The organism is Caballeronia concitans (assembly GCF_001544615.1).
Taxonomy (GTDB): Bacteria; Pseudomonadota; Gammaproteobacteria; order Burkholderiales; family Burkholderiaceae; genus Caballeronia; species Caballeronia concitans.
The window spans coordinates 434055-456438 of the sequence record NZ_FCNV02000001.1 but is presented as its reverse complement, the minus strand read 5'-3'; the positions used below and the strand labels follow the sequence as shown (position 1 = coordinate 456438).

The 22384-nt window shown below is 65.5% G+C and carries 24 protein-coding genes; 5 read left to right on the top strand and 19 right to left on the bottom strand.

Annotated features, from left to right (window positions below):
• Position 1: 1 nt before the first annotated feature.
• Positions 2-613 (bottom strand): hypothetical protein, encoded by a 612-nt coding sequence (locus AWB72_RS02165; RefSeq protein WP_244285508.1) that lies wholly within the window; start codon positions 611-613, stop codon positions 2-4.
• A gap of 174 nt (positions 614-787) precedes the next feature.
• Here AWB72_RS02165 and AWB72_RS02160 point away from each other — a divergent pair, with 174 nt between their 5' ends.
• The gene (locus AWB72_RS02160; RefSeq protein WP_040053097.1) at positions 788-1327 is read left to right on the top strand and encodes a TlpA disulfide reductase family protein; all 540 of its coding nucleotides are present in this window, start codon (positions 788-790) and stop codon (positions 1325-1327) included.
• A gap of 48 nt (positions 1328-1375) precedes the next feature.
• Here the strand turns inward: AWB72_RS02160 and AWB72_RS02155 are convergent, their stop codons facing one another.
• From AWB72_RS02155 to AWB72_RS02130, 6 genes are all read right to left on the bottom strand, one after another.
• Positions 1376-2716, bottom strand: coding sequence for a sigma-54-dependent transcriptional regulator (locus tag AWB72_RS02155; RefSeq protein WP_087127919.1), 1341 nt, complete (start codon positions 2714-2716; stop codon positions 1376-1378).
• A gap of 22 nt (positions 2717-2738) precedes the next feature.
• Positions 2739-4724, bottom strand: coding sequence for a sensor histidine kinase (locus tag AWB72_RS02150; RefSeq protein ID WP_087127837.1), 1986 nt, complete (start codon positions 4722-4724; stop codon positions 2739-2741).
• Positions 4725-4745: 21 nt separating this feature from the next.
• A complete protein-coding gene (locus AWB72_RS02145) occupies positions 4746-6026 on the bottom strand; it encodes a dicarboxylate/amino acid:cation symporter (RefSeq protein ID WP_087127835.1) in 1281 nt (426 codons plus the stop codon).
• A gap of 435 nt (positions 6027-6461) precedes the next feature.
• The gene (lipA, locus tag AWB72_RS02140) at positions 6462-7475 is read right to left on the bottom strand and encodes a lipoyl synthase (RefSeq protein ID WP_040053100.1); all 1014 of its coding nucleotides are present in this window, start codon (positions 7473-7475) and stop codon (positions 6462-6464) included.
• Positions 7472-8284: a lipoyl(octanoyl) transferase LipB gene (lipB, locus tag AWB72_RS02135; RefSeq protein ID WP_244285506.1), complete on the bottom strand. Its 813-nt coding sequence runs from the start codon at positions 8282-8284 to the stop codon at positions 7472-7474. The genes lipA and lipB overlap by 4 nt, the downstream gene beginning before the upstream one ends.
• Positions 8285-8366: 82 nt before the next feature.
• The gene (locus AWB72_RS02130) at positions 8367-8693 is read right to left on the bottom strand and encodes a DUF2917 domain-containing protein (protein WP_087127916.1); all 327 of its coding nucleotides are present in this window, start codon (positions 8691-8693) and stop codon (positions 8367-8369) included.
• Between the two features lie 123 nt (positions 8694-8816).
• On the opposite strand from AWB72_RS02130, the gene AWB72_RS02125 reads away from it, so the two are divergent.
• The gene (locus AWB72_RS02125) at positions 8817-9770 is read left to right on the top strand and encodes a transcriptional regulator GcvA (protein WP_040053102.1); all 954 of its coding nucleotides are present in this window, start codon (positions 8817-8819) and stop codon (positions 9768-9770) included.
• On the opposite strand, the gene AWB72_RS02120 is transcribed toward AWB72_RS02125, so the two are convergent.
• From AWB72_RS02120 to AWB72_RS02065, 12 genes are all read right to left on the bottom strand, one after another.
• Complete coding sequence (locus AWB72_RS02120; RefSeq protein ID WP_087127834.1) at positions 9754-10041, bottom strand: DUF493 family protein; 288 nt, start codon at positions 10039-10041, stop codon at positions 9754-9756. The two genes, AWB72_RS02125 and AWB72_RS02120, sit on opposite strands and share 17 nt — an antisense overlap.
• Before the next feature lie 10 nt (positions 10042-10051).
• A complete protein-coding gene (locus AWB72_RS02115) occupies positions 10052-10969 on the bottom strand; it encodes a D-amino acid aminotransferase (RefSeq protein WP_087127832.1) in 918 nt (305 codons plus the stop codon).
• A gap of 28 nt (positions 10970-10997) precedes the next feature.
• Complete coding sequence (locus AWB72_RS02110; protein ID WP_040053266.1) at positions 10998-12230, bottom strand: D-alanyl-D-alanine carboxypeptidase family protein; 1233 nt, start codon at positions 12228-12230, stop codon at positions 10998-11000.
• A gap of 428 nt (positions 12231-12658) precedes the next feature.
• Positions 12659-13285, bottom strand: a complete 627-nt coding sequence (locus tag AWB72_RS02105) for an alpha/beta hydrolase (RefSeq protein ID WP_040053105.1) — start codon at positions 13283-13285, stop codon at positions 12659-12661.
• 10 nt (positions 13286-13295) lie between these two features.
• Positions 13296-13625, bottom strand: a complete 330-nt coding sequence (locus tag AWB72_RS02100) for a (2Fe-2S) ferredoxin domain-containing protein (protein WP_040053106.1) — start codon at positions 13623-13625, stop codon at positions 13296-13298.
• Between the two features lie 70 nt (positions 13626-13695).
• Entirely contained in the window at positions 13696-14868 is a 1173-nt protein-coding gene (locus AWB72_RS02095; RefSeq protein WP_040053107.1) for a VanZ family protein, read from the bottom strand.
• A gap of 55 nt (positions 14869-14923) precedes the next feature.
• Entirely contained in the window at positions 14924-15547 is a 624-nt protein-coding gene (locus tag AWB72_RS02090) for an ABC-type transport auxiliary lipoprotein family protein (RefSeq protein ID WP_087127831.1), read from the bottom strand.
• 10 nt (positions 15548-15557) lie between these two features.
• Positions 15558-16517, bottom strand: coding sequence for an MlaD family protein (locus AWB72_RS02085; RefSeq protein ID WP_040053109.1), 960 nt, complete (start codon positions 16515-16517; stop codon positions 15558-15560).
• Between the two features lie 36 nt (positions 16518-16553).
• Positions 16554-17429, bottom strand: a complete 876-nt coding sequence (locus AWB72_RS02080; protein WP_040053110.1) for an ABC transporter ATP-binding protein — start codon at positions 17427-17429, stop codon at positions 16554-16556.
• A gap of 3 nt (positions 17430-17432) precedes the next feature.
• A complete protein-coding gene (locus AWB72_RS02075; RefSeq protein ID WP_087127829.1) occupies positions 17433-18560 on the bottom strand; it encodes an MlaE family ABC transporter permease in 1128 nt (375 codons plus the stop codon).
• Between the two features lie 300 nt (positions 18561-18860).
• Positions 18861-19178, bottom strand: a complete 318-nt coding sequence (locus tag AWB72_RS02070; protein WP_087127828.1) for a hypothetical protein — start codon at positions 19176-19178, stop codon at positions 18861-18863.
• Positions 19179-20081: a hypothetical protein gene (locus AWB72_RS02065; protein ID WP_143754569.1), complete on the bottom strand. Its 903-nt coding sequence runs from the start codon at positions 20079-20081 to the stop codon at positions 19179-19181.
• A 304-nt stretch (positions 20082-20385) separates the two neighbouring features.
• Here AWB72_RS02065 and AWB72_RS02060 point away from each other — a divergent pair, with 304 nt between their 5' ends.
• The 3 genes from AWB72_RS02060 to AWB72_RS02050 are packed head-to-tail and all read left to right on the top strand — an operon-like array spanning position 20386 to position 22372.
• Positions 20386-21288 (top strand): biotin--[acetyl-CoA-carboxylase] ligase, encoded by a 903-nt coding sequence (locus AWB72_RS02060; RefSeq protein WP_087127824.1) that lies wholly within the window; start codon positions 20386-20388, stop codon positions 21286-21288.
• A gap of 11 nt (positions 21289-21299) precedes the next feature.
• Positions 21300-22112: a type III pantothenate kinase gene (locus tag AWB72_RS02055; RefSeq protein WP_087127822.1), complete on the top strand. Its 813-nt coding sequence runs from the start codon at positions 21300-21302 to the stop codon at positions 22110-22112.
• A gap of 20 nt (positions 22113-22132) precedes the next feature.
• On the top strand, positions 22133-22372 hold the full coding sequence (locus tag AWB72_RS02050) for a hypothetical protein (RefSeq protein WP_040053114.1): 240 nt from the start codon (positions 22133-22135) through the stop codon (positions 22370-22372).
• The last annotated feature ends 12 nt before the right edge of the window (positions 22373-22384 follow it).

The window sequence follows — 22384 nt, the reverse complement described above, 5'->3', positions numbered from 1 at the left end:
TCTAAAAGAGCTTGAAGGACGTGAAGAACTGATCGGCCTGCTCAGCGGGCGGCGTTTTGTCCGAGACGATGGCCACTTGATAGACATGCGCGCCGCGCGCGACGAAACGCGCCTGAATGGTCCGCGCCTCGCGTTTCTCGCCGCTCTGCCCGGTGACACGCATTTCACTGCCGAGCACGCGACCACCGGCGGCCAGTTCGATCTGCGTCGCGCGGGCGTCGGGGTGGGCGTTCACGTTGCGCGCCAGACCCGATTCGAGGTAGTCGAGCGCCGCGCGCTGCAACGCCGGATCGGCGCTCGGGAGGACGACGGTGCCGACGGCGAACACGGCGTCGTTGGCTTCGGCGGTTTGCATGCGCATGGTCATCGGCTGGCCGCCGATCTGGATCTTGCGCTCCGCCGCGCGCGGCTTGGCGGGCAGCGTGACTTCGTAGCCGTCGTCGTTGTTCTGGATGGTCCGCCAGTCGTAGGCAGGCGTGCAGGCGACGAGCGCACCGGAAGCCACCGAGGCGCACACCGCCGCGCGCAATGCCGCAGCCGGCGACGTAAGGAGCACGCGGGGCGCGACAAAACGGCGCACCGTCGCGGTGACGAGGAATAAAACCGACTTCATAAGTGTTCGATGCCTGGAAAAGCATCATTATCGCGCCCCGGCGGCCGCCCTTCCCTGGCTGCCGGTATAGGCGGGCCGCTATGACGCTTGGCCGCGCGATTGGCGTAGAATACATGCCACATTTCTTTGCAGTTGCGCCCGTCGCGGCGCTCCAGTCTGCAACCCGAGGTTCCTATGTCCCAAACCACCGAAGCGACTTCCACGCGCGGCAAGAGTCCGCTGCGTTACATCGTGACCGCGCTGATCGCCGGCGTGATCGCGTGCACCGGCTACTTCGCGTTCGGCGGCCAGCAGCGCGTGCCGGACGCCACGTTCACGTTGCTGTCGGGACAGAAGGTTTCGACGTCGGGCGATCTCAAGGGCAAGGTCTATCTCGTCAATTTCTGGGCGACGAGCTGCGAGACCTGCATGAAGGAAATGCCCGACATGATCAACACGTACAACAAGTTCAAGGGGCGCGGCCTGGAGTTCGTCGCCGTGGCGATGAACTACGACGCGCCGATGTACGTCGCCAATTACGCGCAGACGCGCAACCTGCCGTTCAAGGTCGCGATGGACGACGGCAGCGCCGCGAAGCAGTTCGGCAACGTCCAGCTCACGCCGACCACGTTCGTCGTCGACAAGAACGGGAAGATTTTGAAGCGCTACGTTGGCGAGCCGACCTTCGCGGAACTCGACGCGCTGCTCGACAAGGCGCTCGGCTCGGCCGCCTGAGCGCGCCCGCATGAGCAACAACGCCCGCTTCGGCGGGCGTTGTCGTTTCTAGCGCTCCGAATCGCCCTTCGCGGCGAGGCCGTATCGCTTGATCTTCTCGTAGAGCGTCGCCTTGCCGACTTGCAGCCGGTCCGCCGCCACCGCCACCGCGCCGCCGCACTGCTCCAGCGTTTCGCCGATGACCGCGCGCTCGAACTGCTCGGTGCGCTCCTTGAGCGATTGCGTCGTCGTGTCGGCCGACGCGCCGATGTCGTCGATCACGCCCAGCACCATCCGGTCCGCCGCATTGCGCAGCTCGCGAACGTTGCCCGGCCAGTCGCGCTGCATCAGCTCGGCGCGCTGGCGGTCGGTGATGAGCGGCGCGGGCCGCTCGTACCGCACGGCGGCATCGAGCAGAAAGTGTTCGAAAAGCGGCACGATGTCTTCGCGGCGCTCGTTCAGCGGCGGCAGCGTGATCGTCACCACGTTCAGCCGATACAGCAGGTCGCGCCGGAACGTGCCGTCGGCGACGTGCTCGTTCATGTCGCCCTTCGCCGCGGCCACCACCCGCAGATTCGCGCGCACCGGCTGGTTCGAACCGAGCCGCTCCAGCACGCCGTCCTGCAGCACGCGCAGCAGCTTTACTTGCAGCGAAAGCGGCATGCTCTCGATCTCATCGAGAAACAGCGTGCCGCCCGACGCGTGTTCCAGCTTGCCGATGCGCCGCTTCTGCGCGCCCGTGAACGCGCCCGCCTCGAAGCCGAACATTTCTGATTCGAACATCGGTTCCGGCAGCGCGCCGCAATTCACCGCGATAAACGGCTTGTCGCGACGCGGCGACATTTCGTGCAGGCTGCGCGCGATCAGTTCCTTGCCCGCGCCGGTATCGCCGTTGATGAGCACGGACGCGTCCGTCGGCGCGACGTTCGCAATCAGCCGGCGCACCTGCTCGATCGCCGGGCTGCGTCCGATGATGCGCGGCGCGACGCTGCTCTGCTCCGCGAGTTCGCGACGCAGCGCCTGGTTTTCGAGCACGAGCTTGCGACGTTCCAGCGCGCGGCGCACCGCTTCCACAAGCCGTTCGGAGGCGAAAGGCTTCTCGATGAAATCGTACGCGCCGTCGCGCATCGCCTGGACGGCCATCGAAATATCGCCGTGACCGGTGACGAGCAGCACCGGCACGTCCGGCGCGCGCTCGCGGCACTGCGCGAGCAGGTCGAGGCCGCTCGCGCCGGGCAAGCGGATATCGCTGACGATCACGCCGGGAAAATTGGCGTCGATCGTCCGCGCGGCGGATTCCACGCTGCCGTGGCCGGTCACGTCGAAGCCCGCGAGCTGCAGGCTCTGCACGCTCGCGCGGCGCACGAGTTCGTCGTCTTCGATGAAGATCACCTGCAAACCGGTGGTCATGGTCTTGCCTCGATTCATGTTGCTAAGCGCGACGCAGCGTCAGCACGAATTCTGCGCCTTGCCAGCGATCCGCGTCGGCCTGCGTTCCGCCTTCCGGCCCGTGCGCGACGATCGGCTCGGCCACGTTGCGCGCGACGAGCGTGCCGCCGTAATCCCGCGCGATCGCCGATGAAATCGCCAGCCCGAGCCCGAGTCCGTGGCCCGTTTCCTTCGTCGTGAAGAACGGTTCGAAAAGACGCGGCAGCGCGTCGGCGGGAATGCCGGGGCCGTTGTCGCGCACCACGATCTCCACCGCGTCCTGCCGCGCATCCATGCCGATGACGATGCGCGGGGCATCGCAGGAAGCGACGGCGTCGAGCGCGTTGCCGATCAGGTTGATGAACACCTGCTCCAGCCGCAAGTCCTCGCAGCGCACGAAGATGGGCGCGGCGTCGCCGTCGAGTTCGGGCGCGATGTCGAGCGCGGCGTTTTTGAGGCGCGGCTGAAGCATCGCGAGCACGTTGCGCAGCGCGCGGGCGACGTCCGTGCGCGCATTCTTCGGCCGCGCCTTCGCGACGAAGAGCTTCAGTTGATTCGTGATCTTGCCCATGCGCTCGGTCAGCGCCGCGATCGCTTCGAGATTTTCGCGCGCCGCCGCCTGATCGCCGCGATCGATCAAGACGCGCGTGTTGTCCGAGAAACTGCGCAGCGCCGCGAGCGGCTGATTCAGTTCATGCGTGATGCCGGCGGCCATCTGCCCGAGCGCGGCGAGCTTGCTCGCCTGAATGAGTTCGTCGTGGGCGGCGCGCAAATCCTGCTCGGCGCGCGTGCGCTCATTCACTTCCTTCGTCAGTTGCGCGTTCGCCTGCGAGAGATCCGCCGTACGCTCCGCGACGCGCTGATTCAGTTCCGCATACGCCGTCTGCAACAGCTCGCGGCTGCGGATCATCTCGCGCACCCGCGCGCGTCGCATGCGCCAGTAGAACGCCAGCAGGCACAGCGAGAGAAACACGAGTGCCGTCACGACGACTGCCGTCTGCGCGGCGCTTTCGATGCTGTCGAGCGGCGCCATGGTGATGAGTTGCCAGTCCGGCTCGCCGATGGAGCGGCGCGTCGCGAGAAAGCTCGGCGCGTTCATCCCGCCGCCGACGCGCACGATCTGCGCGCCGCCTTCGAGCGTTTCGACGACGGACATCGGCAGCGGCGTAATCGGCTGCTGCGCGTACTGGCGTGTCGAATAGACGGACGCCTCCACGCTCTGCGGCAGCGGCCGCACCGTGTGATATTTCCACGACGGCACCGACGAGAGAAAGATCACGCCGTGATCGTCGGTGACGAGCAGCGGCTCGGAGGCATCGGCGCCTTGCAGCCATTCGAGATTCAGCTTCACGACCGCCACGCCGATCAGGTCGTGCGAGCCTTCCCGATACACCGGCTGCGAGATGTAATAGCCCGGTTCGAGCGAGATCGTGCCGAGTCCGAAGAAACGTCCGACGCCGCCTTTCACGGCATCGACGAAATACGGCCGGAAGTGATATTCCACGCCGATGAAGCTGTCCGGCTCGCGCCAGTTGCTCGCGGCGACGCAAAAGCCATCGGCGCGGATCAGATACGTCGCGGTGGCGTGCGCGCGGCGGTTGAGGTCTTCGAGATAGCGATTGGCGCGATCGACGTTGCGCGCGTCGGGCGTGGCGAGCACGTCCTGCACGAACGGATGACGCGAAAGCAGATAGGGAAGGTATTCGTAGCGGTCGAGCGTGCTCTTGAGCGTGCTCGTGGTGCGATCGACGCGGGCGGCGGCGTTGCGCCGCAAATCGTCGATACCGCGCTGCCACGCGATATGCCACGTGAGCGCGCAGCACGCCGTGAGCAGCGCGACGAGCGCGAAGAACACGAGGATGCGGCGCGTCACTTGAGCAGATTCCCGCGATTGAGAATCCGTCATTGTGGCATACGCGTTTTCCGGATACGCCGGTTTGGGCGCGTGCGGCGAAGCATCCGCCGATCGATGCTTCGCCGCGCGTTGCATGGCTTTATCGGCGAGAGAAGGTTAGACGGTCTTCGCTTCGGTGTCGTCGCCGCCGTGACTGAGCGCGGCGCGCAGCTTGTTGCGGTCCAGTTCGCGCTCCCACGCCGACACCACGACCGTCGCCACGCCGTTGCCGACGATATTCGTCAGCGCGCGGCACTCGCTCATGAAGCGGTCGATGCCGAGAATCAGCACCATGCCCGACAGCGGAATGGTCGGGACCACGGCCAGCGTCGCCGCCAGCGTGATGAAGCCCGCGCCGGTCACGCCGCTCGCGCCCTTTGAGGTCAGCATGGTGACCGCGAGCAGCGTCAGTTGCTGGCCCCACGTGAGGTCCGTGTTCGTCGCCTGCGCGATGAACAGCACGGCCATCGTCATGTAGATGTTGGTGCCGTCGAGGTTGAACGAATAGCCGGTCGGCACGACGAGACCCACGACCGAGCGCGAGCAGCCGAGCTTTTCGAGCTTCAGCATCAGTTGCGGCAGCGCCGCTTCCGACGACGACGTGCCGAGCACGATCAGCAGTTCTTCCTTGATGTACGCGACGAACTTGAGGATCGAGAAGCCGACCATGCGCGCAATCGCGCCGAGCACGACGAGCACGAACACGATCGACGTCAGATAGAACGTGCCGATCAGCTTCAGCATGGGCACGAGCGAGCCGATGCCGTACTTGCCGATGGTGAACGCCATCGCGCCGAACGCACCGATGGGCGCGAGCTTCGTGATGATGCCGACCATGCCGAACAGCACGCTGGAAAGGCCTTCGATGAACGACGTCACGACCTTGCCGCGCTCGCCCAGATGCGCGAGCACCGCGCCGAACAGGAGCGCGATCAGCAGGATCTGCAGGATTTCGCCTTGCGAGAACGCGGAGACGAGCGTGTCCGGAATGATGTGCATGAAGAAGTCGACCGTGCTCTGGCCGTGCGCCTTCGCGGCGAACGAGTCGATCGCCTTGTGGTCGAGCGTGGCTGGATCGACGTTGAAGCCGACGCCCGGCTTCAGCACGTGCGTGGCGATGAGGCCGAGCACGAGCGCGAACGTCGACACGATTTCGAAGTACAGCAGCGCCTTGCCGCCGACGCGCCCGACCTTCTTCATGTCTTCCATCCCGGCGATGCCGGTCACGACGGTACAGAAGATGATCGGCCCGATGACCATCTTGATGAGCTTGATGAAGCCATCGCCGAGCGGCTTCATATCGGTGGCGAGCGAGGGATAGAAATGCCCGAGCGCGATGCCGATGGCAATGGCCGCGAGCACCTGCACGTACAGGACTTTATAGAAAGGTTTCTTCACGATGGTTCCAGGCAAAAACAGGCAGTTGGCAAAAGAGCGCCAGCGGCGAGCCACGAAGAGCGGGCAAAGCGTCGTTGCACGTGAGGGCGTGCACGTCGGATCGCGTCGCGTAGGCGAGAGCCGCTACGTCGACGGATTCAGGGACGGTCGGATGCGAAGGTGTTCATCTGGCGTGTCTCCTTGACTTTTATATGCGGCTTCGCGGGCCGTAGCTTCATTATTGCAAGGGCGATGCCAGGTTTGATTCTAGGCTAACCAATTGATTTTTAAGCTACTTTCATCGACATCGCGGCTCGATCAATCCGGGTTTCCAGAAATCCGGAATGCGGCCGTCCGACCTTTCGGACGGCTTGAACGAAGCATCGCCAACGCGCGCGCCCGAAAAAAAACCCACGTCGCCGTGGGTTTTTTTCTTGAACGCGAAGGAGCGCCGCCTCAAACCACGCCGGCCCCATGCGCCTGCACATCCGCGTGATAGCTCGAACGCACCATCGCGCCGACCGCCGCGTGCGTGAAGCCCATCTTGTACGCTTCTTCCTCGTACATCTTGAAGGTATCCGGATGCACGTAAGCCCGCACCGGCAGATGATGCTCCGACGGCTGCAGATACTGCCCGATCGTCAGCATGTCGACGTCGTGCGCGCGCAGATCGCGCATCACCTGGAGGATTTCCTCTTCGGTTTCACCGAGACCGACCATCAGCCCGGATTTCGTCGCGACTTCCGGATGCAGCGCCTTGAAGTCCTTCAGCAGCTTCAGCGAATGGTGATAATCCGAACCCGGACGCGCTTCCTTATAAAGACGCGGCACCGTTTCGAGATTGTGGTTCATCACGTCGGGCGGCGCGGCGGTCAGGATGTTGATCGCGCGATCCAGTCGTCCGCGGAAATCCGGCGTGAGAATCTCGATGCGCGTTTCCGGCGAATGCTCGCGCACGTTTCGAATGCATTCGACGAAATGCGCCGCGCCGCCATCGCGCAGGTCGTCGCGATCCACGCTCGTGATCACCACGTACTTCAGCTTCAGCGCGCCGATGGTGCGCGCGAGGTTGATCGGCTCTTCGGGATCGAGCGGATCGGGACGGCCGTGGCCCACGTCGCAGAACGGGCAGCGGCGCGTGCACTTGTCGCCCATGATCATGAACGTCGCCGTGCCCTTACCGAAGCATTCGCCGATATTCGGGCAGCTCGCCTCTTCGCACACCGTATGCAGGTTGTGCTCGCGCAGAATCTGCTTGATCTCGTAGAAGCGCGAGTTGCCCGTCGCGGTGCGCACGCGAATCCAGTCCGGCTTCTTGAGCTTTTCGATCGGCACGACCTTGATCGGAATGCGCGATGTCTTCGCCTGCGCCTTTTGCTTCGCGGTTGCGTCGTAGGCGGCGGGAGCGGCAGCGGAATTGAGCGCCGATGAAGCGGCGTCGCCGGCCAGGTTTGCGGTTGCGTCAGTCATTCGGTTGATCCGGTAGATGCAGCTAAACGGCTCGCGCCGTCTTGCGGTTGAGCGGCGGCGCCCTGCGAGCCGTCTATCTGGTGCGCCAGCCTTTCGGCGAGCGTGAGTGCGACGTCGCGCCAGTCGGCGGCGGCGCCGAGCGTCGCCATGTCGACCGTTTCGAGTCCCGCGTAGCCGCACGGGTTGATCGCGAGGAACGGCCGCAGATCCATCTTCACGTTGAGGCTGACGCCGTGATAGCTGCAGCCGTTGCGGATCTTGAGCCCGAGCGCGGCGATTTTCGCGCCCCGATGCAGTTCGTGCAGACGAACGTTCGCGCCTTGCCGCGCCGCATCCGCCGACGGTTGCGCCACGTAAATGCCGGGCGCACCGGCCTTGCGGTCGGTCGCGAGATTATACGTCGCGAGTGTTTCGATCACGGCTTCCTCGATGCGCCGCACGAGTTCGCGCACCATCAGCTTGCGGCGGCGCAGATCGAGCAGCAGGTACGCCACGATCTGCCCCGGCCCGTGATACGTGATCTGTCCGCCGCGATCCACCTTGACGAGCGGAATGCCACTGTCGGCGAGCAGCAGATGCGCGGGATCGCCCGCGAGACCGAGCGTGAAAACCTGCGGATGTTCGACGAGCCAGATTTCGTCGGGCGTCTCGGGCGTGCGGGCGTCGGTGAACGCGCGCATCGCGTCGAAACTTTGGGCGTACGGCTCGAGGCCGCGCCAGCGCAACGCGACCGGGAATTCACCGGCGTCGAGCACGGTGTCGGGCGCGTCGTCGATTTCTTGTGGAACTGCGAGCGGTGTGGCGGACATGGTGCCGGTAGTTTACCGAAATAGCCCCATGCCCGCCGATGGTGAATTCGCATGCCTGCGATGGCAAATGCGAATAGTTGGCTCAGACGGTGCGCCATCCGGCGCGAAAGCGCTGCACAAGACGTTCGATGCTCGAAGACAGCCAGCGAATCGCGCGTTCGTCGCGGCGCGGGAGCATCGTGAATACGACGCACGCGGGCTTGTCGCCTTCCGCCGAGAGCCAGAGCCGCTCGCGTTCGCGCAGTTTCAGCCGGTCGCCCGGCGCGAGCCAGTAGTCTTCGATGTCGTTGCTGCGCGTGGCCCAGACCGGACCGCCGTGCACCGAGAGCCGCGTGCTGCGCGCGATGCGCATCGGCACCGTTTCGCCCGGCCTGATTTCAAACGTGACGCTTGTTGATATTTCTCGCATGATCGACTCCGCCAAGGGAACGTTTCGATGACTACAATCCTAGGCGTGGCAAGGCATCGAGCAAAACGATCAATTTTCACTGCTATGTGAGCCGGATTGACAAACGAACACGCGACCATCCACATGGACCTTCGCCAGCTTCCCGCGCTCAACGCGCTGCGCGCCTTCGAAGCCGCCGCGCGTCACGAGAGCTTTTCGCGCGCCGCCGACGAGCTTTTCGTCACGCACGGCGCAGTGAGCCATCAGATTCGCGCGCTGGAAGCCGAACTCGGCGTCACGCTCTTCGCCCGCGACGGCAAGCGCGTGCGCCTGACCGACCGTGGCCGTCAGTACGCGGCGGACGTGCGCGCGGCGCTCGTCGCGCTCGCCGAATCCACGCGACGCATCCGTGCAGGCGACCGCGACCGGCGGCTCGTCGTTTCGACGATTCCGTCGTTTTCCGCGCGCTGGCTGACGTCGCGGGTGGGCGGGTTCATCGAACGGCACCCGGAATTCGATCTCGAATTGCTGTCGACCAGTTCGCTCACCGACTTCAGCCGCGACGACGTCGATCTGGCCATTCGCTTCGGCTTCGGCAAATACGCCGGCGTGCACGCTGAGCCGCTGCTCGACGAAGTGTTCTTCCCGGCGTGCTCGCCGCGCTTCAACGGCGGCGTGCTGCCGCGCGTGCCGGCCGATCTCGCGACCATGCCGATGCTGCGTTCGAGCGACGAACTCTGGCGTCCGTGGTTCGACGCAGCCGGCCTGCCGGACCTGCCGGAGCCGAAACGCGGCGTCTTGTACGAGGATTCGTCGAATTTGCTGCAGGCGGCCATCGATGGCCAGGGGATCGCGCTCGTGCGGCGCTCGCTCGCGATGCAGGAAATCATCGCGGGAAGGCTCGTGCGCCTCTTCAACGTGGACGGCCCGAGCCCGTGGAGCTATTACTTCGTGTGTCCGCCCGAATTGCTCGCGACGGCGAGGGTTCAGGCGTTTCGTGAGTGGATTTTCGCGGAAGCGGAGCAGTTCCGGCTGCTCTACGAGCGCACGCCCGCCGTGTGCGATGCGCCCGCAGGCAATCTCAAAGCACTACCTTGACCATCGGATGCCCGGTGAGCGCGCGGTAGATGTCGTCGAGATGCGCGCGATTCTGCGCGCGCACGGTGCAGGTCAGCCCCGTGTAGTTGCCGCCGGACGACGGCCGCATTTCGACGCGCGTGGCGTCGAATTCGCCGTCGAACTCGCGGATGACGGTGACGATCGTCTCCTGAAACTCCGGATGCGACTTGCCCATCACCTTGATCGGGAAATCGCAGGGAAAGTTGAAGAGATCGTCGGAGCTGGTCGGGGAATTCGTGGAATCGGACATGGCTTTCTCCTTAACCGGCGCGGCTCGCCTGACTCGCGAACTCACGCGCCTTCGCCCGCTGGTAGGCGTCATATAGCGCAGCATAGACCGGGCCGGGGCGGCCGCTTCCGACGGGCTTGCCGTCGAGCGTCGTGATCGGCATGACTTCCTTCGTCGCGGAGCTGATCATGATTTCATCGGCGGCGCGCAGCTCGGCCTCGGTGATGTCGCGTTCCTCGAAGGCAATGCCCGCCTCGGCCGCCAGTTCCTCGATCAGCCCGTAGCGGATGCCTTCCAGAATGCGCGGCCCGCGCGGCGCGCCCAGCAGCGTGCCGCCTGCAACAATCCACACATTTGAGGACGATCCCTCGGTAAGCAAGCCGTCGCGCAACTGGATGGTTTCGAGCGCGTCGTGCTCCGCCGCGTGCTGCGCCATGAGCACGTTGCCGAGCAGCGATGTCGATTTGATGTCGCAATGCAGCCAGCGCTTGTCCTCGGCGGTCACGGCCACCGCGCCTTGCGCGCGGCTCGCGTCGCTCGGCAGCACGAGCGGGCTCTGCATCACGAACACGGTCGGCGCGATGCCCGCCGGAAACGCGTGCCCGCGCTTCTTCGCGACGCCGCGCGTGACCTGAATATAGACGATGGCATCGCCTTCGCCGGCGTTCGCGTCGATTGCACGCTGAATCAGCGCGCGCCAGCCGGCGTCGTCGAACGGATTCTCGATGCGGATCTTCCCGAGACTGCGATTGAGCCGCGCAAGATGCTGCGCGAGCCGGAACGGGAGGCGCGCGCCGCCGGCTTGCGCGTAGAGCGGCACGACTTCGTAGATGCCGTCGCCGAAGATGAAACCGCGATCCAGCACGGGAATGCGCGCTTCGGAAAGCGGTCCCCAATCGCCGTTCAGATAGACCGTCGGGTTGAATTCATCGGCCTGAGTCGAGGTCATCGATACCGCTCCGTTCGAACCAACGCGATTACTTACGCTTCTGCCACATCAGCAGCGCGGAGTCCCACAGGCGGCCGAAAATGCCCGCTTCCGGCACGTCCTGCAGCGCGACCAGCGGGAACTGCGCGACTTCCTTGCCATCGGCCATCATGCGGACGGACCCGACCTGCTGGCCCTTCTTGATCGGCGCGATCAGGAGATCGTTGCGCGTGATCGTCGGCTTGACCTTGTCGCCGAGACCCTTCGGCACGGTGATGTACTGATCCGTCGAGACGCCTGCCTGCACGGTGTCCGTCGCGCCCTTGTACACGCGCGGCGATTCGATCACCTGATTCGCCTTGTAGAGACGCAGCGCGTCGTACGCCGTGTAGCCGTAGCTCAGCATCTTCAGGCTGTCCTGCACGCGCGCCGATTCCTTCGGCTCGCCCATCATGACCGCGACGAGACGGCGGCTCGCGTCCGGCGTTCCGACGAGCGAGCGCTTGGCCGTCGCGATCAGGCAGTAGCCGGCGGCTTTCGTGTGGCCGGTCTTCAGGCCATCGACGGTCGGATCGAGCCACAACAGGCGGTTGCGGTTCGGCTGCTTGATCTTGTTATACGTGAATTCCTTCTCCGAGAAGATGCTGTAGTACTCGGGGAAGTCGCGGATCAGACGCGTGGACAACACGGCGAGATCGCCGGCGGTCGTGTAGTGCTGCGGATCGGGCATGCCGTTCACGTCGGCATAGTGCGTGTGCTTCATGCCGATGCGCTGCGCCGCGCCGTTCATCAGATTGACGAAGTTGGCCTCGCTGCCGCCGACCAGTTCCGCGAGCGCGATCGCCGCGTCGTTGCCCGACTGGATGATCATGCCGTACACGAGGTCATGCACCGTGACCGGCTTGTTCGCCTCGATGAACATGCGCGACTCGTCCGTCTTCACGCGGCGCACGGCCTCGCTCGGCATGACGGTCTGGTCCATGTTGATCTTCTTCGCCTTGAGCGCGTCGAAGACGAGGTAGGCGGTCATCAGCTTGGTGAGCGATGCCGGTTCGACGCGCTCATCGGGATTGCCCGACGCGAGCACCTGATTGCTGGTGGCATCGACGAGCACCCACGAACGCGCGGTGACCGCGGGCGGCGGCACTTGCGCGAACGCGCTCGCGGCGGCGAGCACGGCGGGCAGCACGATGGCCGCCTTCAATGCGCGAAGCCTGACAGCAGATGCGGGAGCGGAAACAGAAACGGAAGGAACAGAAAAGCCGGAAGGGAAAAAGCGCATAGGATCGGTCGGCAGAAAATGCATCGGCGCTCCGCCCGGGATGATCCGAAAATTGGCGAAGCGCGGGTTGAACAGGCAGACCGTCGATGCCGGTCGGGCGCTTCGCCTCATGGTCCGGCGAGCCGGAAAGACGGTCTTTCCGGTGCCGCGGCGAAGAGCGCTCATTCGACAGACGGCCGCGCCATCGGTTCTCAAACGTTTGTTTTAGAACGTCGCGTTGGCCGGCACGCACGCCGGCGCTCGAGGCGGGCTTTCGCCGCAGCGCATTTGCAATACGAGAAAAGCGAATGGGCGGCGAAAAAAATTCTGCGCCATTATACGCGCGGCCCGAAGCCGGCTTGCGGCGAATCTGCCTGCTTTTCGCGCAAATTCACGTTTTTCGGGCGACGCCTACGCGCATCTTTCAAATTCGATTCACGCGCGAACCTTCAGCGCCATGCATCAACGATCACGCGCTTCAGGATGTGCAGCTTGCGATGGAAGAAGTGCTCGCCGCCGGGAATCACGACGACCGGCAGTTCCTGGGGCCGCGCCCAGTCGTAGACGGATGCGATGGGCACGGTGTCGTCAGTTTCGCCGTGAATGACGAGCGTGTTCTCCGGCACCGTCGCGACTTCCCAGCGGCTCGCCGCCGTGCCGACGAACACCATGCGCTCGATCGCCTGGCCGCTTTCCAGCAGCTGCTTCGCGACGTGCGACAGCACGAAGGTGCCGAAGGAAAAGCCCGCGAGCACCATCGGCACGTCGCTCTGGCCGGGCTGCGCGCGCATGTGGCCGATGACCGCGAGCAGGTCTTCGCGCTCGCCGATGCCGTTGTCGTGCTCGCCTTGCGTCTGCCCGACGCCGCGAAAGTTCGAGCGATACGTCGTGTAGCCGAGTTGCACGAAGGTGCGCGCGAGCGTCTGCGCGACCTTGTTGTCCATCGTGCCGCCGAAGAGCGGATGCGGATGCGCGACGAGCGCGATGCCGCGCGGCGCGGCGTCGGTGCGGTCGAGCGCGACTTCGATCTTGCCGGCGGGACCGTCGATCAGGAATTTTTCTGTTTGCGCGTTCATGCGGCGTTCGTTAAGCCGGTTGATCGATCAGAAGACGTTCGACGATCTTGCCGTTGGCGAGATGCGAATCCACGATTTCGTCGATGTCGGTTTCATCGACATACGTGTACCACGTGCCTTCCGGATACACGACCACGACCGGCCCAAGCTCGCAGCGGTCGAGACATCCCGCCTTGTTGATGCGCACCTTGCCTTCGCCGGCGAGGCCCAGCTTCTTCACGCGCTTCTTCGCGTGCTCCTGCATGGCCTGCGCGTTGCAATTGGCGCAGCTCGGGCGCGGGGCATCGGCGTCGCGCTGGTTCAGGCAAAAGAACACGTGGTACTTGTAGAAGGAGTCCATGAGCGTCGAGGGAGCCGGGCGAAAGAGTGTCGGTCGATTATAGCGAGCGATGTGTCGGGCTGCCGCCGGCCTACTCGCGCGCGCCGCCGCCCGTCACCCGCCGCCGCATGACCCACGCGCGCTCCGCCGCCGACGCGAGCCAGCCGAGCGCCGCATACGGCCACACCCACGCGAGCCAGTGCAGCAGCCCGTTGAAGTGCAGATAGCGCCCCTGCCGCCAGTCGGCGAGCACGATATCGAAGTAAGGATTCACCGGCAGCAGATTGACGAGCGCGAGTCCGGCGACGAGCGCCACGCCCGCGAGCGCCGCCCGCAGCGCACGCGGCAGCGCGACCGAGAGCACGCCCGCCACCGTGCCGATGCCGATGCCTTCGAGCGCGCCGTCGGTGGCCCAGTCGAACGTCAGTCCGGCGCGCGATTGCAGGAACGACGCGCCCGCTTTCGCGAAGAGCGTCGCCGCGATCAGGCCGATCATCAGCCGGATGCGCGGCGCGCGCTCGCGCGTGAGCAGCGTCACGAGCACGAGCGCGGCGAACAGATTCGACGACGTGATGAGCGCTTCCCACGAATCGTCGGGCAGGAGCGCGCCGAGCCGGTCCGGCCAGCTTTCGATGTCCCACGCGGCGGGCGTCCAGACGAGGATCGCGTCCTGCATCGCCGGATCGAGGCTGTCCCACAGCACGCGCGGCAGGTCGCCGCCGCCGAAGAGATAGGGCGCGGGGAACATTGCCGCGAACGGCCACAGCGCCGACAAGCCGATCACATACGCCGCGTGCCGCTCGAACCACGTGAAGCGGATGCGTCGCAGCAGGCCGCGATCGAGCAGCGCGCTGGTCGCGGGCGCGACGAGCACGCCGCCGACGAGCGCGCCGAGCGCATTCGCGGCGAGATCGAGATTCGATGACACGCGCGTCGGCAGATACGTCTGGATGGCTTCCATCGTGCCGGAAAGCAGCGCGCCGCCGACGAACGCCGCGCACACCGCCGCCGATCCCCGCCAGCGCGGATACAGCGCCAGCACGATCAGTGCGCCGAGCGGCATGTAGCCGAGCACGTTCGTGACCACGTCGAACGCGGTCAGGTATTGCGGGAGCGGATCGGTGAGAAACGCGAACGGCCCGATGCCGAGCGATCGCCAGCCGGAGAACGGATACAGCGACCCGTACACGACGAGCGCCGCGTACGCGCCGAGCGCCTGCCGCGAAAACGCCGACGGGCGGCGCTGCCATTGCTTGATCGTCATGAGCCGCCCGAGCGCCTCCGTTCGAGCGAGGTTGCGTGAAAGTGCGATGTCGATGTCATCGCGATGCGGTGAGCGGTTGCGCGTCGAGCCACGCGCTCAGTTGCGCGATCAGATCGTCCGATGCCGCCGCGAGCGCGCGCGCGCCGCCGGACGCATCGGCGCTCGGCGCGGGTGCGCTCGCCGCGAACGCGCGCTGCGCGACCACGCGGCCCTGCTGCGTGAGCGTCGCGCGCACGGACACCGCGCCGTGGCTTTGACCGGGCGCATCGAAGACCTGTTCGAAGCCGGTCAGCTCCACTTCGAGCAGCGCCGCGCGCACCGGATCGGCGCCCGTCAGCACCGGGCCGCGCGCCGAGAGCGCCGCGCGCAGGCGTTGCGTCAGGAGTTGCGCGGGCGGCATCGTCCAGTGGCTGGTCGAATAGCTGCCGGTGCGCTGCGCGTCGACGTAACTCATGCGATAGATGAACGCGTCGGTTTCCAGATTGCGCGACGCGCCGACCGCGAGCACCTTGACGGGCGGCATCGCTTTCTGCGCCGCGGATGCGTCGGTCAGCAGAGGCGGCGCGCCGAGGTCGAAACGCGCGTCGGGCGCGACCGTCGCGTTCGACGCGCAGCCGGCGAGCATCGCCATGACGAAAAGCGCGAGCGCTGCGCCAGGATTCAGCCTTGTGTGTGCCATGAAATTCCTCTCAATGCGCCGGTTTCGAGGGCCACGCGAAGCCCGGCTCGCCCGGCCCCGGCGGCATCGACGGCGCGCCGAACAGCACGCTGCGCGGACTCGTGCTGAACGTGTCGGCGGCGCGGTCGACCGAACGCGCGGCGCTGCTTAGGTCGTCGGTGAACGAGTACAGGCGCGGCAGCGTTTCGAAGCCCACGCGCGCCGTCACTTCGCGCAGCGATTCGTTCATGTCCGCGAGCGCGCCGGCCGCCTGTTGCGCCGCGTTGCCCGCCTTGTTCAGGTTCGTCACGAACGGCCCGTTCTCGCGGTTCAGATTCTGGATGAGCGTATTCGTCGATGCGAGCGTCCGGTCGATCTGCTGCAGCGTCTGCGGCAGATGCGCCGTCGTCGGCGACACCTGGCTCGCCAGCGACGCGATGCCGTCCGCCGCGCCCTGCAGGCTCTTCGCGGTGTCCATCAACTGGTTGCGCACGTCGTCGGAAAGGAACTTGTCCGCGTCGTCCGAAAGGCGCTCGAAGCGCCGCAGGATGACATCGCCGCGTTCCTGCAACTGCTCGAAGAGACCGGGGCGCATCGGCACTTCGGCGACGTGCTGCGGCGACGACGCGAGCGCGGTCGTGTCACGGCCCGTGTCGTCGAGCTGCACGAACGCGATGCCCGTCACGCCCTGAAAGCCGAGCGTCGCAAAGGTGGAATGCGTCATCGGCGCGTTCTGATCGACGAGAATGCGGATGCGAATCTGCCCCGGATGCGACTTGTCGAAGCGGATCGACTGCACCTTGCCGACGCCGAGGCCGCGATAACGCACGGCGGCATCGGTGAAGAGACCGGTCACGTTGGTCCGCGCGATCAGGTCGTACGGCACGCGCACGGTGCGATCGACGTTGAAGAAGAACGCCGCGAACGCGATCGCCAGCACGAGCACGATCGTGAAAAGCCCGGTCCAGAACGCGTGTGATTTGTTTTCCATCGGCGGGTTCCTTTCTCCTCGCGGGCTAACGCGACGTTACCGGAGAGCGAGCGTGGCGTCGTCGAGCGCGACGGCGGGCAGCTTCGCGCGGCGCTCGGGCGGCAATGCGGCGAGCGCGCGCCGGCCGCGCCGCCCCAGAAAATACTCGCGGATGAACGGATGATCCACCGCCACCGCTTCTTCGACCGGCGCCGCCACGAGCACGCGCCGGTCCGCGAGCACCGCGACGCGCGTGGATAGCGCGACCATCGTATCGAGATCGTGCGTGACCATCACGACCGTCAGGCCGAGCGCGCGATGCAGCGTCGCGATCAGATCGACGAATTCGTCCGATGCCTTCGGATCGAGACCGGCCGTGGGTTCGTCGAGGAACAGCAGTTCGGGTTCGAGCGCGATGGCCCGCGCGATGCCCACGCGCTTGACCATCCCGCCCGACAGCGCCGACGGCATCTTGCTCGCGTGCTTGCACGAGAGGCCGACCATTTCGAGCTTGAGCATCACGAACTCGCGGATCAGATCCTCGGGAATCTTGCCGAGTTCGCGAAAAGGCTGCGCGATGTTGTCGTACACCGACAGCGACGAAAACAGCGCGCCTTGCTGGAACATCATCCCGGAGCGCGTGCGCAGCATCTTGGCGGTTTCCTCGTCCATGCGCGCCCATTCCTCGCCGAGCACGCGGATCGTGCCCGATGTCGGCGATTCCAGGCCGAGAATCTGCCGCACGAGCGTGGTCTTGCCGGAACCCGAGCCGCCGAGCAGCGCGACGATTTCGCCGCGCCGCACGTCGAAGTCGAGATGCTCGTGGATCACCGTCTTGCCGTAGCGCTTGGTGACGTCGCGCACTTCGATGACCGGCTCCGCGATCACGGGCGGCGGCTGGTGGCGCACGGCGGTGGCGAGCGTCGTCGACATGAGTCAGAGTCCCACGTTCTGGAAGAGGATGGCGAACACGGCGTCCGCGAGAATGACGATGGTGATCGACGTGACCACGGAGGTCGTCGTGCCTTCGCCGAGACTTTGCGAATTCGCCTTGATGCGAAAGCCGAAGTGACACGCGGCGAGCGCAATGAGCATGCCGAACACGACGCCCTTGCCGAGCCCGATCCACAGATTCGCGATCGGCACGACGGACGGCAGCGAGCGGATGAAGTACGCGATGTCGATGGACAGCACGAGCTTCGCCGCGAGCGCGCCGCCCAGAAGCGCGATGATGTTCGTCCACATGACGAGCAGCGGCATCGCGACGCCGAGCGCGAGCACGCGCGGCAGCACGAGCCGCAGACCGTGCGGAATGCCCATGACCTGCATGGCGTCGAGTTCTTCGGTGACGCGCATCACGCCGATCTGCGCGGTGATCGCGGAGCCGGATCGCCCGGCGACGAGGATCGCGGAGAGCACGGGCCCGAGCTCGCGGATCACGGAAAGCCCGAGGATGTTCACGATGTACTGGTTCGCGCCGAACATGCGCAACTGTTGCGCGGAGAGATAGCTCAGCACGATGCCGATGAGGAACGCGACGAGCGCGGTGATCGCGAGCGCCTGTGCGCCGGCGCTGTAGATGTTGGCGGAGATTTCCGTCCACGGCGTGCGATTCGGACGCCGCACGATCGAGACGAGATCGATGAGAAAGCCGCCGAACATCGAGAGGCCGCCGTGCAGATGATCGAGGAACGCGAAGATCAGTTGTCCGAGCCGGGTGACGGGATCGATGCGATCGACGGGTTCGGGTTCTTCGCGCTCGGCGTCGAGCAGCGCGACGCGTTCGAAGATTTCGCGCTGCGTATCGGACAGCGCGACGGTCGCGGGCATCTTGCGCCCCCAGACGCGCCAGAGCGCCTGGCCGCCGACGTAATCGAGCCGCTCGACCGACAGCAGATCCCACTGGCTGATGGCTTCCCGCCCGATGGCGCGCAGCCGCCGCGTGACGCCGCTTTTGGCGCGGTCACGCGCGAGCGCGAGCGCGGTCCATTGGCCCGAGAGCCGGACGACCTTGCCTTGCTGACCGGCTTCCACTCGCAGGCGCGGCGGCGTGTCGAAGTTCAAGGGTGTTGGGGCGAGGGTGGGTGGGAGAGGACATTGTAACGAAGGTTGTATGGCGGGGCGGGGATGGGGGCTGGACTGAGCAGGATCGGTCCGAGAAACGCCGCCAGCTTGCGCGCGAACTCGTCGTCTAGCGTGCCGCCGGCGCCTCTATTGACTATGGCTTCACAAGCCGGCTCGTACGCAACTTGTCGGGCGCCTCCCGTCTGACAGTGAAGGTTTGAATCGCTTGTCATCCTCACCGTGGAAGATCGCGGCGCAGCGTGGCTCGGTCGTTGTGCCACCAATCTCCTTTTGATGACATCAAAGACTGTCATCAGAAGGCCTGCCTGCTGGATTCCAATTGACCCGCTCGGCCATAGTTAGCTTGAGCCTTGCCCTGAATTCAGGATAGTCGTATGCCTGCATCAGCATTGCCATGCCGCCTAGCCTGCGAGCATCCTCGTCGGTGAGCGGCTCATTGCTGCCGTCTTCCGCCGTCGGCGGTATCGTCATTCCGCCAGAGCGGGCCACCTCCCTATCGATCGCGGCCTGCACGTCGCGCCGGTGGACAGTGATGAATTTGAGTTGCTTGGTCTCCTCGTCGTAAAAGACGATGGAGGCTTGAGGTTGGTTGTTCATTCAATATCCTCGGCAGGCTTGGTAGTTCTCAAATGCGCGCTGCTGGCATAGCGCGACCGATCGCGGATCCTGGTACATGGCGCGCGCGACATCGCACATGCGAAGGTCTCGCTCGTAAAGGGAAAAACAGTCCGCTTCGTCGGACTCGCTCACGCCTCTCGCCGCGATATCCAACACATTGCCCAACTGCTGATCTTCAGAATACGCAAACGGGGATGCCTCAAGCGCCGATCCGTCTTCGAGGCTCATTGCGAACGAGCTATCGTCATCCGAACTGCTTCCTCCAAGAACCGCTCCGGCCGCATTTTCCACCGCGTCGTGCCAGTCGAACTCACTGCTGCTCCCGCCGCCGCTGTCAATGATAAGACTGCCCCTGTCTGGCTCAGTCGCAACGGCGTCACTGCCCAACGACCCTGCGCTCGCCGCCGCCCCACGCTGGCGGATCGGAATGTAGTCGGGATCGCGCGGCATGGATTGGAGGCCAACCTGCCTCGGCCAGCGCTGCGGCGCGTCGGGAGGCACGTCAAACCGCGGCGCCAGGCGCCATCCTCGATTTACCACCGGAATCAACGCTTCATCGCGTACAGCCCTGCGAAAGAATCGCTCGATCTCCTCATTCGATGTTGGCTGATTCCAGTGAGCGACCCTGAGGAAAGTGCGCAGAAAACGCTGGATGATGCGTAAAGCGTCCCCGCCTGGGATCGTGCGCAGATCGAGATTCGGACGGAAGTAGCGAGCGAACGCAATCCGATCTTCCTGGATTGTCTTACGGGCATCACCCTTGAGGAACCAGAGTTCCGTGCCACATTGCAAGCGTGGGACAAGCGTGCATCGCCAGCCGCTTTTCAACGGCACGTCCAATGTGTTGTAGGAAGGTTGCCAATCGCCGAATCTAAACGTCATGCGCGCCTCTCGACTCCTTATTTCCATTAGGAGATGAGAGTATCGAGATTAATGTTTTATATGACGAATCGGTGGCGTCAAAGTTTGTTGTCCCCAGCGTGGGGAGAAAAACGGCCGCGAAAAATCACAGGGTGTGAGTTTCTACAGTTGCTTCAGCGCCCCCGCAGATCGCCTTACGATTGAGTTCCACCGTTGCCGAGTTTCCTCCGCTTGTGCGGAAATGCCACCTCCTCATCACCCTCGCCTGATCCCTGCACCAGCCCACGCGCGATCACCGAAATAGCGCCCCGCTACAATAGCCGCCATGAACCCCTCCCCCGCTTTCGCCCCCGACGCCCCCTGGCGCATCGACCGCCACCGGCTTGCGACGCTCGCCGAGCGGCCCGCCCGCGACTGGAGCATCGAGATCGTCGATGAAACCGGCTCCACGAACGCCGATCTCATCGAACGCCTGCGCGCCGCCCCACGCGACACCGCGCCCGGCGATTGCGCCGCGCGCCTCGTGCGCGTCGCGTATTCGCAGACGTCGGGCCGCGGACGGCGCGGCCGCGCGTGGCTCGCCGAGCCGGGCAACGCGCTTCTGATGTCCGTCGGCTATGTGCTGCAGCGTCCTATCGAAGGGCTTTCGGGACTGAGCCTGGCCGTCGGCGTCGCCGTGCTCGATGCCCTCGCGCGGCTGCCGCTCTCGCCGTCCGCGCGGCCCGCGCTCAAGTGGCCGAACGACGTGCTGCTCGACGACGGCAAGCTCGCCGGCATCCTCATCGAAACCGCGTGGACCGCGCCGGGCGCGACGGCGGTGGTGATCGGCATCGGCATCAATCTGCACGGCGCGGAGCAGCTCGCCGCTCAGGTCGACGACGCCAACCGCCAGGCCGCGTCCGCCGTTCCCGGCACGACGCCCGCCGCGCTCGCCCGCGCGTGGCCCGACGCGAATCTCACCGATACGCTCGCCGCCCTCCTCAACGCGCTCGATGCCGCCCTGCCCCGCTTCGAAGCCGAAGGCTTCAAGCCGTTCCGCCAGCGCTGGACCGACGCGCACGCGTACGCCGGCCGCGAAGTCGTGCTGATCGACCAGGGACAGGAAGTCACGCGCGGCGTGGCATCGGGCGTCGATGACAGCGGCCAGTTGCTCATCGACGCGCCCGAAGGTCCGCGCACCGTCGCCACCGGCGAACTGACGTTGCGCCTCGCGCGGGAGCGTCCGTGAGCCACGCGCCGATGCTTCTGATCGACGCGGGCAACAGCCGCATCAAGTGGTCGCTCGTCGATGAAAACGGCGTCGCGATGGCCAACGGCGCGCTCGAGCACGAACGCGATGCAGCAGATCACGCCGACCCGGCGCTCGCCGCATGGTCGTCGTTGCCGGATTGCGCGAGCGCGTGGATATCGAACGTGGCGGGCGCGTCGGTTCAGGCGCGGATCGAGCGTCTTCTCGACGCACGCTGGCCCGCGTCGCCGCGCACCTTTATTCGCGCCAGCGCCCGGCAATGCGGCGTGACCAACGGCTACACGGAGCCGGAGAAACTCGGCAGCGACCGCTGGGCCGGATTGATCGGCGCGCGGGCCGCATATCCCGGCGAAAACGTGCTCATCGCCACGTTCGGCACCGCGACGACGCTCGAAGCCCTGCGCGCCGACGGCGTCTTCACGGGCGGCTTGATCGCGCCGGGCTGGTCGCTGATGATGCAATCGCTCGGCAGCCGCACCGCGCAATTGCCGACGCTCGACGCCACCGCCGCGCGTCGCGCGCTGCACGGCGCGGGCGAGAAGCCGCACGGCCTCTTCGCCACCGATACCGCCGCCGCTCTGTCGTCCGGCTGCCTGCTCGCGCAAGCGAGCCTCATCGAACGCGCATGGCGCGATCTGCGCGACGACTTGCAAGCCGATGTCCGTCTGGTGCTGGGCGGCGGCGCAGCCGATGAAATCGCGGGCGCGCTCGACGTTGCGCACACGCGCCACGATTCGCTCGTGCTGTCCGGCCTCGCGCTCATCGCGCGGGACGCGGCGGCACATCATTTATCCCGACTTTGATTGACTGACGGAGCCCGAGAATGCTGCGCTGGCTAATCGCCATCCTGACCCTGGCCAACCTTTTGATGTTCGCGCTCGTGCACGGCATGTTCGGTCCGCTGCCCGCGGCCGGCGCGCGCGAGCCGCAGCATTTGATGCAGCAGGTGCGGCCCGAAACGCTGACCATGCGCCCGCTTCATCCGGAAGAAGCCGCCGATCAACCGCAAGTGGGCGGTCCCGCGCCGGGTGCGAAAGTCCAGACGTCGCCGCTCGGCAAGTGAAGCGCGCAGGAA